General features: G+C 62.9%; 10 protein-coding genes. 8 read left to right on the plus strand and 2 right to left on the minus strand.

All coding sequences use genetic code 11. The features are described 5' to 3' along the window. The first annotated feature begins 1 nt into the window (after nt 1). The 6 genes from BMX61_RS14680 (at nt 2) to gndA (ending at nt 6,979) form a co-directional block, all read left to right on the plus strand. Nucleotides 2–1,210 carry a beta-ketoacyl-ACP synthase gene (locus BMX61_RS14680; RefSeq protein ID WP_075626522.1) on the plus strand — a complete coding sequence of 403 codons (1,209 nt, stop codon included), beginning with the start codon at nt 2–4 and terminating at the stop codon, nt 1,208–1,210. 3 nt (nt 1,211–1,213) lie between these two features. Then, entirely contained in the window at nt 1,214–2,494 is a 1,281-nt protein-coding gene (locus BMX61_RS14685; RefSeq protein WP_075626521.1) for a beta-ketoacyl-ACP synthase, read from the plus strand. A 75-nt stretch (nt 2,495–2,569) separates the two neighbouring features. After that, nucleotides 2,570–3,595, plus strand: coding sequence for a zinc-binding dehydrogenase (locus BMX61_RS14690; protein WP_075626520.1), 1,026 nt, complete (start codon nt 2,570–2,572; stop codon nt 3,593–3,595). Next, complete coding sequence (locus tag BMX61_RS14695) at nt 3,595–4,536, plus strand: lipid A biosynthesis lauroyl acyltransferase (RefSeq protein ID WP_075626519.1); 942 nt, start codon at nt 3,595–3,597, stop codon at nt 4,534–4,536. The genes BMX61_RS14690 and BMX61_RS14695 overlap by 1 nt, the downstream gene beginning before the upstream one ends. Before the next feature lie 92 nt (nt 4,537–4,628). Next, nucleotides 4,629–5,330, plus strand: coding sequence for a PAS domain-containing protein (locus tag BMX61_RS14700; protein WP_075626518.1), 702 nt, complete (start codon nt 4,629–4,631; stop codon nt 5,328–5,330). A 212-nt stretch (nt 5,331–5,542) separates the two neighbouring features. Continuing rightward, a complete protein-coding gene (gene gndA / locus BMX61_RS14705) occupies nt 5,543–6,979 on the plus strand; it encodes an NADP-dependent phosphogluconate dehydrogenase (protein WP_075626517.1) in 1,437 nt (478 codons plus the stop codon). Between the two features lie 155 nt (nt 6,980–7,134). Here gndA and BMX61_RS14710 read toward each other — a convergent pair whose 3' ends face one another. Then, nucleotides 7,135–8,043 (minus strand): arginase family protein, encoded by a 909-nt coding sequence (locus BMX61_RS14710; protein WP_075626516.1) that lies wholly within the window; start codon nt 8,041–8,043, stop codon nt 7,135–7,137. Between the two features lie 95 nt (nt 8,044–8,138). Continuing rightward, nucleotides 8,139–9,185: a LacI family transcriptional regulator gene (locus BMX61_RS14715; protein ID WP_075626515.1), complete on the minus strand. Its 1,047-nt coding sequence runs from the start codon at nt 9,183–9,185 to the stop codon at nt 8,139–8,141. A gap of 412 nt (nt 9,186–9,597) precedes the next feature. On the opposite strand from BMX61_RS14715, the gene BMX61_RS14720 reads away from it, so the two are divergent. Continuing rightward, complete coding sequence (locus BMX61_RS14720; RefSeq protein ID WP_075626514.1) at nt 9,598–10,830, plus strand: ABC transporter substrate-binding protein; 1,233 nt, start codon at nt 9,598–9,600, stop codon at nt 10,828–10,830. Nucleotides 10,831–10,999: 169 nt separating this feature from the next. Then, nucleotides 11,000–11,902, plus strand: coding sequence for a carbohydrate ABC transporter permease (locus BMX61_RS14725; protein ID WP_075626513.1), 903 nt, complete (start codon nt 11,000–11,002; stop codon nt 11,900–11,902). Nucleotides 11,903–11,921: the final 19 nt, after the last annotated feature.

An 11,921-nucleotide genomic window follows, 5' to 3' on the forward strand; every position in this document is an offset into this window, starting at 1 on the left:
CATGACTGGGACCGATCGGGATGTCGTGATCACCGGCATCGGCATCGTGACGAGCCAGGGGGTCGGCATAGCGCCGCATGAGGCGCTGCTGACCGCCGACACCGCGCCGACACCGGTGCTCGAACTGGAGAAGCTTGCGCCCTATCCCGTCCACCCCCTGCCAGCCATCGACTGGTCGCAACAGATCCCCAAGCGCGGCGATCAGCGGCAGATGGAAAACTGGCAGCGTCTCGGCGTCTTCACTGCTGGGCTGGCGCTGGAAGATGCCGGGTTGAAAGACGATGCCGAGGCCTGCGGGCGGATGGACATGATCGTCGCGGCCGGTGGCGGCGAGCGGGACATCAAGGTCGACAGCCTCATCGTCGACGAAGCGCTGAAGCGCAATGACCGCGAGCAATTGCTGAACGAGAAGCTGACGACGGAGCTGCGTCCTACGCTTTTTCTGGCGCAGCTATCCAATCTGATGGCTGGTAATATCTCGATCGTGCACAAGGTGACCGGCTCCTCCCGCACGTTCATGGGAGAGGAGGCGGCTGGCATTTCGGCGGTCGAGACCGCCTTTCATCGCATCAGGGCTGGCCAGTCCACGCACACGCTTGTTGGCGGCGCTTTTGCCGCCGAGCGGGCGGATATGCTGCTGCTTGTCGAGGCCATTGGTGCGCACAGCCTGCATCGCTGGCTGCCGCTTTGGTCGCGCGCCGAGGGCGAGGGCGGAGGCATGATCATGGGAACGGTCGGCGCCTTTCTCGTCCTGGAGTCGCGGGCCCATGCCAGGGACCGTGGCGCCAAGATCTACGCCACCATCGCCGATATCGGCGGCGATCGCGGCGCGCGCGACGAAGGGCGGATGGAGCGACGGCTGGAGCGGCTGGTCGAGCCGGCTCGGGATCGCGCATCCGACACCGTCATCTTTTCCGGCGCAAGCGGCGTCATCGACATCAGCCAGCGCGAAAAGGCAGCGCTTGAGGCAGCGCTCCCGGGCGCAGCTCTGCGCGGCTATGGCGGGCTCGCCGGCCATTCTCTGGAGGCGCAGTTTCCGCTCGGCCTGGCATTGGCGGCCCTTGCGCTGGAGGCCGGTGCCCGCGTTCCGTCCTTCGATCCAGCCGAGGCGGCAATGGCCAAGGCGGCCTCGCATGCCGTCGTGACGACGGTTGGCCATCAACGTGGCGAGGGCGTTGCGCTTCTCCTCGCCGAATCCCGGGAGGTTTAAGCCATGCGTGCGACCCGTGACCATCTTGGCCGGCCGCTGGTGGCAGTCACCGGCATGGGCGTGATGACGTCGCTCGGCCAGGGGCTCGACGACAACTGGCGGGCCCTGACCAGCGGCATCTCCGGCATCCATGCGATTTCCCGCTTTCCGACGGATGGCCTCTCGACCCGAATTGCCGGAACGGTCGATTTTCTCGATCTGCCCGTCCAGAATGCGGTCGAGCGCTCCTATGCCATGGCGCAGGAGACGACGATCGAAGCCTTGGCCCAGGCAGGCCTGTCCGGTGATTTCAACGGTCCGCTGTTTCTGGCTGCACCACCGATCGAACCCGAATGGAGCGCCCGTTTCGCCTTGGCGGACCGTGCCGGTCCGTCCGAAAAGCCTGATGATGCCTATGATCGTTTTCTGGCCGCCATGCGGGTCAGGCCCGATCCCGCCTTTCATGAGGCGGCGCTGTTCGGCTCCGTGTCCGAGCGGCTTTCGGATCGCTTCGGCACGCGCGGTCTTCCGGTCACCCTCTCGACCGCCTGCGCCTCGGGCGCCACGGCGATCCAGCTCGGCGTCGAGGCCATCCGACAGGGACGCACGGACAGGGCATTGACGGTTGCGACCGATGGATCGGTCAGCGCCGAATCCCTGATCCGCTTCGCGCTGCTTTCGGCCCTGTCCACCCAGAACGACCCGCCGCAGCGCGCCTCCAAGCCCTTTACCCGCGATCGCGATGGCTTCGTGATTGCCGAAGGCGCGGCAACGCTGGTGCTGGAGTCGCTGGACGCGGCGTTGGCACGAGGGGCGCGGATTCTCGGCATCCTCAAGGGGTGCGGCGAGAAGGCCGATCTGTTCCATCGCACCCGGTCCTCGCCGGATGGTGGCCCGGCCATCGCCACGATCCGCGCTGCGCTGGAAGATGCCGGACTTGGCGAAAGCGAGATCGGCTACATCAATGCCCACGGCACCTCGACGCCGGAAAACGACAAAATGGAGTATGGCGCGATGTCCGCCGTTTTCGGCGACCGTCTCCCTCAGATTCCCGTTTCGTCCAATAAGTCGATGATCGGTCATACGTTGACGGCCGCTGGCGCGGTGGAAGCCGTCTTCTCGCTGCAGACCATGCAGAAGGGGACGATGCCACCGACCATCAACTATCTGAACCCGGATCCCGCCATCATGCTGGATGTCGTGCCGAATGTGAAACGGGATGCGCAGGTGACGGCCGTGCTCTCCAACTCCTTCGGGTTCGGGGGGCAAAATGCCAGCCTGGTGATGACGGCCGAGCCGGCCTGAAGCGATTTACCAATGGATGCGCGCTGAGCCGCGCATCCTCGATCTTTCTGACGATTTTCTGACAAGGACATGCCGATGCGCGCGCTTCAGCTGCTCGACGACCGCAAGCTCGAGATCACCGATCTGCCGGAGCCGCCCGCACCTTCTGCCGGCGAAGTGACATTGCGCGTCAAGGCCGTAGCGCTCAACCATATCGACGTATGGGGCTGGCGCGGCATGGCTTTCGCCAAACGCAAGATGCCGCTGGTCATCGGTGCGGAAGCCGCCGGCGTGGTGGAAGAGATCGGTCCCGGCGTGGCCAATGTGCTGCCCGGCCAGCTCGTTTCCATCTACGGCGCGCGCACGTGCGGCCTCTGCCGCCCCTGCCGCGAAGGGCGGGACAATCTGTGCGAACACGTCTCCGGCGTGCACGGCTTTCATCTGGATGGCTTTGCGCAGGAGAAGGTCAATCTGCCGGCACGTCTTCTCGTGCTTGCGCCGCCCGGTGTGGACGCCATCGGTGCAGCCGTGGCTCCGGTGACCTTCGGCACCGTCGAACACATGCTGTTCGACAATGCCCGGCTCGAGCCGGGTGAGACGATCCTGATCCATGCCGGCGGCTCCGGCATCGGCTCGGCCGCCATCCAGCTCGCCAAGAAGATGGGCTGCACGGTTATCACCACCGTCGGCTCGGATGACAAGATCGACAAGGCCAAGGCGCTCGGTGCCGACCATGTCATCAACTACCGCGTCGATCGGTTTGAAGGCGTCGTGCGCAAGCTGACCCGGAAAAAAGGCGTAGACGTCGTGTTCGAACATGTCGGCAAGGACACATGGGCGGGATCGATGCTCTGCCTCAAGCGTGGGGGAAGGCTGGTGACCTGCGGCTCCACATCGGGCGTCTCCACCGACATGAACCTGATGATGCTGTTCCAGCAGCAGCTCAAGCTTCTCGGCTCCTTCGGCTGCAGGATGGAGAACATGGCCGACGCCATGCAGAAAATGGCGCGCGGCCTCGTGCATCCGGTCATCGACACGCTCGTCGGCTTTGACGATATCGAGCGGGCGCTGGAGCGGATGGAAGGCCGGCAGGTCTTCGGCAAGATCGTGCTGGCGCTTTGATGAGCCGGCTGCGTCAGATCCTGACCCGGCTCGTCCTTGGCGCGCGCCGTGCGCGCGAATGGACGATCGCGCAGCTCACCTTCCTGCCGCTGATCCTGATGAAGCTTCTGCCGGCGGATACGGCGCTCAATCTCATGGACCGCCTCGCGCGGACCATCGGCCCGCGGCTGAAGCGGCACAGGCTGGTGATGACCAATCTGCGGATGGCCTTCCCGGAGAAGACAGAGGAGGAAATCCAGGCGATCGCCTTGGAAAGCTGGGGCAGCATCGGCCGGATGGCGGCTGAATATGTCTTCCTCGACGAACTCTTCGATTTCGACCCGGACAAGCCGGGCGGCCGTGTCGAGGTGTCGGGCATCCCGCTATTCATGGAGCTGCGCGACTCTCCGCGTCCCTTCATTGTCTTCACGGCCCATACCGGCAATTTCGAGATGCTGCCGGTGGCAGGTGCTGCCTTCGGCTTAGGCGTGACCGTTCTTTTTCGTCCGCCCAACAACCCCTATGTGGCCGAACGCATCTTTTCCTTCCGCCAGAAGCGGATGGGGACGCTGGTGCCCTCTCATGCCGGCTCGTCCTTCGCGCTTGCCCGCCAGCTGGAGCGTGGCGGCGGGATCGGTGTTCTGGTCGACCAGAAGTTCAAGAAGGGGCTGCACACGCTGTTCTTCGGCCAGGAGGTGCAAACCAACCCGCTTTTGGCCAAGCTCGTGCGCCAGTTCGGCTGCGATGTGTATCCGGCCCGCTGCATTCGCCTGCCGAACAACCGCTATCGGCTCGAGCTTGAAGAGCCCATCACCATTCCGCGCAAGGCGGAGGGCAGCGTGGATGTCGAGGCCACGGCGCAGCTTCTCAACGACAAGGTGGAGCAGTGGGTGCGCGAATACCCGGGCCAATGGCTCTGGTATCATGATCGCTGGCGGATCAAGCGCACGCTCAAGCTTTAGAGCATGCGGATGCTTGTTGCCAACGCAGGCGCGCTAAGTTTATAAGCTGCGCCTTGCGTGGCATCCGGGATATGCCGCCGGGAGGCAGGCATATGGTGAAGTCGCTGATCGACAGCTTTTGGCATAAGCAGGAGGAGCTCTGTCGGGCGACCGCGGCTGGCGCCGAGGCCGATGTCGTTCGTCTCGATAGCGAGATCCAGCCTTTGCTGAACGCGATCCTCGAAGTGCGGTGCAGTGACCCCTGCGCGCGATCTCTTCAGATGGTGTTCCTCGCCGATCTCATTCGCGCGCATGCGCAGGACGCGAGCCTTGTGATCGATCACGCCGACCGGCTGGAACAGCTGGTCCGCCGGGATGCCGTGACGGACAGCCGGTCCAGCGGCGCCGGCAGATCGGAGCGGGTGGGTGAGGGAGGTGTCGAACAGATCGGCATCGACCTGGTGCTCGATGCCTTGCCAGACCGGGTGGCGATCATCACCTGTGACTATCGCTATCTCTATTCCAATGCCGCCAATGCCCGCCATCTCGGCGTCAAGCCGCTGCAGCTGATCGGCCGCCATCTGGTGGAATTCGTAGGCGAAACGCTGTTTGCCGACCGCATCCGCGGCCATCTCGACAAGTGCTTCCTCGGGGAGACGGCAGATTATGTGACGACGCGCGAGTTTCAGGGGCGCATGATCCGGCGGCGCTGTCGCATGATCCCGTTTCGTCATGCCCATGGTAGCCCGATCGTCGGGGCGGTCATCCTGCTCCAGGACCTCTCGGACCTGCCGGCCGTCCTCTACGCAGCCTGACCGAGCGCCGCCACGGCGCTCCGTACCGCTCTTTTCGCATGAGGCCCAAGAATCGCTTGAGCTTCTCCCGGTGAGATGCCAGAAAATCCGCGTTCGTCTGAGCGGCCCTCGAAGGCCGGTCGCACCTCGCGACAGGACGAACCGCATGCGCGGACAGGCAAAATCAGCTTGAGTGCGCGCGCTGCAGACCCGGTTCAACGGAGGCATCTCAAGTGGCAGAAGCGGAAATCGGCCTGATCGGCCTTGGCGTCATGGGCTCCAACCTGGCGCTGAATATCGCCGAAAAGGGCAACACGATCGCGGTCTTCAATCGCACCCCGCAGCGTACGCAGGAATTTTTCCATGAAGCCGGCGATCTGCAGGACCGCGTGATCGCCTGCGAGACGATCGAGCAGTTCGTTGCGGCGATCAAGCCGCCGCGCCCGATCATCATCATGATCAAGGCTGGCGAGGCCGTTGATCAGCAGATGGAGCTGCTGAAGCCCTATCTCCAGGCCCATGACATCATGATCGATGCGGGCAATGCGAATTTCCGCGATACAATGCGCCGGTTCGATGCGCTGAAGGACTCCGGCCTCACCTTCATCGGCATGGGCGTTTCCGGGGGCGAAGAGGGCGCACGCAAGGGCCCGTCGATCATGGTCGGCGGCACGGAAGACTCCTGGAAGCGCGTGGAAAAGGTGCTGACCTCCATCGCCGCGACCTATAATGGCGATCCCTGCGTGGCCTGGCTCGGCGAAAACGGTGCCGGCCACTTCGTCAAGACCATTCACAACGGCATCGAATATGCCGACATGCAGATGATTGCCGAGATCTACGGCATTCTGCGCGACGGCCTGAAGATGGACGCCAAGGAGATCGGCGAGGTCTTCGGCCGCTGGAACAAGGGCCGGCTGAACTCCTTCCTGATCGAGATCACGGAAACGGTTCTGAACGCCAATGATCCGCTGACGGGCGGACCGATCGTCGACGTGATCCTCGACCGCGCGGGCCAGAAGGGCACCGGCAAGTGGTCTGTCATCGAGGCGCAGAATATGGGCATTCCGGCAACCGGCATCGAAGCCGCCGTTGCCGCCCGCAGCCTGTCCTCGATGAAGGAAGAGCGCGTCGCCGCCGAAGGCATTCTCGGGCTGCCGGGCGCGCCGCTTGAGGTTGCCGATCGCGAGGCCTTCATCGCCGATCTCGAAAGCGCGCTGCTCGCCGCCAAGATCGGCGCCTATGCACAGGGCTTCGCGGTCATGGCCGCCGCGTCCAAGGAGTTCGGCTGGAACCTGCCGATGCCGACCATCGCCAAGATCTGGCGTGCCGGCTGCATCATCCGGTCACAGTTCCTCGACGCGATCACCAAGGCCTTCACCGACAAGCCGGATGCGGCCAATCTGATCGTCACGCCGGCTTTCGCCGAACTGGTGAAGGAAACCGATGGCGCCCTGCGCCGCGTGGTGTCCGCTGCCGTGACCTCAGGCCTGCCCGTTCCCGCACTCGCTTCCGCTCTCGGTTACTTCGACAGCTACCGGCGCGGTCGCGGCACGGCGAACATGATCCAGGCGCAGCGCGATTTCTTCGGCGCCCACGGCTATGATCGTGTCGATGGTCTGGACTCCCATCACGGCCCCTGGGGCAGTGGTCTGGTGTCGGAACGCTCCTGATAGGCTCAGGCGCAGGCATGAGACGTTTTTCGTCTCATGCTCGGTCCGGGAGACGAGAAGAACCTTGATGATACGGCGGTGTGTTCCGGCACGCCGCCGTATCTATGTTTATAGGGATCTGAAAGGCCGACACCGGACGGCGCGCCCCAGCGCCGTTACGCCTGCCGGCAGATGGCACCAATCAGGTTGACGAGGATCCGGGATGCCGTCAGGGCGGACAGGCCGTCCAGATCCTTCTTCGGATAAAGCTCCACCATATCGAATCCGGCAATCCGCCCACGCTGGCCAAGGGCGGCGATCAGGTCGATCACCTGCAGATAGGTAAGCCCGCCCGGGGTGCGGGCGGCGACACCTGGCATGATCGACGGGTCCAGTGCATCGCAGTCCAGCGTGATGACGATCCTGGCGCCGTCCGGTACATGTCTCACCGCAGTATGGATGCCGTGTTCGTGGATCTCCCGCGCCGTGACCAGTCGGCTGCCAAAATTTCGAGCGTCCTCCACTTCACCACGGCGCGCGCTGCCGACGCCGCGCAAGCCGAGCTGCACCATGCCTGCGATATGGGCCATTTCGCTGGCGCGCCGCATGGGGCTGGAATAGCCGAAGCGCTCGCCTTTCACCTCATCGCGCCAGTCGAGATGCGCATCGATCTGGACGATCCAGATCGGCTCAGCCTTTGCGAAGCCTTCGAGGAAAGGAATCACCACGGAATCATCGCCGCCAAGCAGGATTGGCACGGCGGGAAGAGCAAGGATCTCCTCTGTCTTTGCGGTGATGGCGGCGCGGTTGCGGGCATTGGCATGCGCCGCCGTTGCGATTTCGCCCTGATCGATACAGGAGATGGGCCTGTCCTGGAAAAGCGGACCGCCAAGGTCGAAATCCCAATGTGCGATCAGCGGCGCATCGGCCTGGCTGGCCGCCCGGATCGCCTCGGCCGCCAGCGCATAGCTGCTGCTGTCCTGACCTGGATAGCTCGTGCCATGGCCGGCGCTGAAGAGGACGGCACGCGGCGTCTCGCCCTCGGGAAGGCGATCGGGAAGGCCAAGGAATCTCTGGCTGGTCATCTTAAGGTATCCTGACGCTTTGGCCCGTGATCAAAAGCTATTGCTGCGCTGTCTTCGTCTTGATGGAGGGGGCGGGAGCAAATCCACCGGGCCCCTCAGCGAAAGGGTGTCTGGTCGGCATCCTCGCTGAAGCTCAGGCTTTGCAGCGTTTCCGGCGGGCGTCCGGCAATGCGGCCCAACACGGCCTTGGCAAGCTCGCGTCCGGCCAAGCGGATGTCTTCGCGCATGGTGATGACCTCCGGCCGCAGCCAGCCAAGAACGTCGCTGGGCACTTTCGAGACCATGTCCACCTCGCGACCTACCCGGTAGCCTTTCGCTTCCAAAGCGGCGACGACCGCGATGGCGCTCGCGCCGCTTCCCGAAATGATCCCGTCCGGTGGGTTTGGTTGCGACATGCGGGTCTCGAAGGCGGCGCGGATGGTGGCCAGATTGTCGTCGATGTCCACGGTGAGCAAGGGAATGGCTTCCAGGCCGAATTCGGCAATGGCGCGGTCGAAGCCGGCGCGCATGTGGCGATAAAAGGTCAAATGGGCCGGCGGCTGCAAAAGCAGGATCCGACGCCGGCCAAGGGCCGCCAGGCGGCGCACAGCTTCATAGGCGAAATGTTCATTGTCGAAGTCATGGAAGGGATGGGCAAACCCCATATCCGTGCGCCCATGGGTCACGAAAGGAAAATTCCGCTCCATCATCAAGGCGATGCGCGCATCCCTCGGCTCCGTGCGGGAGAGGATGATGCCGTCGGCCGCGCCCGTGTCCAGCACATAGCGAACCGGCGCCAGGCTGTCGCCGGAGGGGCTGTAGGGCGTCACCACCAGATGATAGGGCGTGTCGCGCAGCACTTCGGAAATGCCGATGACGATCGGGCTCGTCAAGCCCATCACTTCCTCTTCCAGCGACAGGATGAGGCTGATCACATTGGTCTTGCCTGTGCGCAGGCGCACGCCGGCGCGGTTCGGCTGATAGCCGATCTGCCGCGCCACCAGGCGCACGCGCGCCTTGGTCTCCGCACCGATGTCAGGTGCATCCTTCAGCGCACGCGAGACGGTGGTGATGCCAAGCCCCGTCATGAAGGCAATGGTCTTCAGCGTCGGGCGCGCTGCCGTCTGGTGGGCACCGTCGGCGCCCTTGGTCGTTTCGTCCATCTCTGCCGGTTCCGCCCGTGATCGATTTTCCGTCCTCGTTTCCTGATCACCTCAACGCCTAAATGGCTTCAAGTGCAAGGAGAGGAAACTTCGGAGCGAAAATGAAAACTGAAACGATATAGGAGGCTTGTCCATCGAAAAATATCAGGCATCTGCAACCTGAGCAGGATTTTGGTTTTGCGCATGTGCAAAATCATAAGATGTACTTCTCGGCCAAAATTTGCGTCATATTTTGCTATCATTGCGCATATATGGCAGATTTTGCCGCTTTCGCAGTGCGGCAGCCTAGGAAGAAGGTTCTCTCATGAATTGTATTGCGGCGATTCACAAAAAATTTCGGATACTGCGGTTGCCAACCAAGACGCGCTTCAGTAGCTTTTCTACGGCAACGTTACAGTGAGGGAGGAGACTCATGACTTTGCGTATCTGGACGGCCATCATGGCGGCAAGTGTGGTTCTGCCGCTGTCGGCGGCGAAGGCAACCGATCTCGAAGTGACCCATTGGTGGACCTCGGGCGGTGAGGCGGCGGCTGTCGCGGAATTTGCCAAGGCATTCGATGCCACGGGCAACAAATGGATCGACGGCGCGATCGCCGGGTCCGGTGGCACGGCACGACCGATCATGGTGAGCCGCATCACGGGCGGCGATCCGATGGGCGCAACCCAATTCAACCACGGGCGGCAGGCTGAGGAGCTGGTTCAGGCCGGCTTGATGCGCGACCTGACCGACGTTGCCACGAAGGAAAAATGGAAAGAGATCATCCGTCCGGCCACCTTGCTCGATGGCTGCACGATCGACGGCAAGATCTATTGCGCACCCGTCAACATTCACTCCTGGCAGTGGCTGTGGCTCTCGAACGACGCTTTCAAGAAGGCCGGCGTCGAGGCGCCGAAGAACTGGGACGAGTTTGTTGCCGCCGCACCGGCGCTCGAAAAGGCCGGCATCGTGCCCCTGGCCATCGGCGGCCAGGCCTGGCAGGCGTCTGGCCTGTTCGATGTTCTCGTGATCTCGCTCGGCGGCAAGGATTTCTACGAAAAGGTCTATAGCGCCAAGGACGCCGATACGATCAACGGTCCCGACATGGCCCGGATCTTCAAAGCAGCCGACGATGCACGCCGCATGTCCAAGGGCACGAATGTCCAGGACTGGAACCAGGCAACGAACATGGTCATCACCGGCAAGGCCGGTGGCCAGATCATGGGGGACTGGGCGCAGGGGGAATTCCAGCTGGCTGGCAAGAAGGCCGGGACTGATTACGCCTGCCTGCCGGGTCTCGGCGTGAATGAATATATCACCACCGGCGGCGACGCCTTCTACTTCCCCCTCTTGAAGGATGAGGCCAAGAGCCAGGCGCAGGCGGTCCTCGCCAGCACGCTGCTCAACCCCAAGACCCAGGTGGCTTTCAATCTGAAGAAGGGCTCGCTGCCGGTGCGCGGCGATGTCGATCTGAATGCAGCCAATGACTGCATGAAGAAGGGTCTCGACATTCTCGCCAAGGGCAATGTCCTCAAGAGCACGGACGAGCTTCTTTCAGCCGACATCCAGAAGCAGAAGGAGGATCTGTTCGCCGAGTTCTTCTCCTCCTCTATGAGCCCTCAGGACGCACAGAAGCGCTTCGCCAGCATCATTGCTTCCGCCGATTGAGGCCTTCTCCTGCCCGAAGCCGGCCGATACGCCGGCTTCGGCACCGCATGCCCCGGATGGGTTATCCCAAGCCACGGTGTGCGGTGCTGCCTTCCTTGCTTTGGCTGAAAGGCAAAGCGGGGCAGGGCAGTCATGCCCTCGAGACATGCGCCCAAGGAGACGTCTTGCCATGACGGGTCAGACCATCGCCCGCCGTCCGAACCAGCTGTTTCGCAATCTCAATGCGAAAATCGCCTCCATCCCGATGATCCTCACCGCCGTGGTGATCTTCCTCGGGGGCACGCTGTGGACGGTCGTTTATTCCTTTACCAATTCCAAACTGCTGCCGCGGCTGTCCTTCGTCGGTTTGGATCAGTATGAGCGCCTGTGGGCCGCCACGCGCTGGACGGTCTCCATCACCAATCTCGCCATCTATGGCGTGCTGACGCTGATCTTCAGCCTGGTGATCGGCTTTCTCCTGGCCGCGCTGATGGACCAGAAGATCCGCTTCGAAAACACCTTCCGCACGATCTTCCTCTATCCCTTCGCGCTCTCCTTCATCGTCACCGGCCTGGTGTGGCAATGGATTCTCAATCCGGAGTTCGGCATACAATCCGTTGTGCGCGCGCTCGGATGGACGAGCTTCACCTTCGATCCGCTCTACAATGCCGACATTGTCATCTATGGCATCCTGATCGCCGGCCTTTGGCAGGGCACCGGGCTTGTCATGTGCCTGATGCTGGCGGGTCTGCGCGGCATTGACGGCGAGATCTGGAAGGCTGCCCGCGTCGACGGCATCCCGACTTGGAAGACCTATCTCTTCATCGTCATCCCGATGATGCGCGCCGTCTTCGTCACCACGCTGGTCATCATCGCCTCGGGCATCGTGCGCGTCTACGATCTCGTGGTCGCCCAGACCAGCGGCGGCCCCGGCATCGCTTCGGAAGTGCCGGCCAAGTACGTCTATGACTACATGTTCCAGGCGCAGAACCTGGGGCAGGGCTTCGCCGCCTCCACCATGATGCTCGTCACCGTCGCCATCATCATCGTCCCCTGGGCCTATCTCGAATTCGGAGGGAAGAAGCGTGGCTAATCCTGGTTCCCTCGCCGTC

Origin of the sequence: Xaviernesmea oryzae, from assembly GCF_900109605.1 — a bacterium.
Taxonomy (GTDB): Bacteria; Pseudomonadota; Alphaproteobacteria; order Rhizobiales; family Rhizobiaceae; genus Xaviernesmea; species Xaviernesmea oryzae.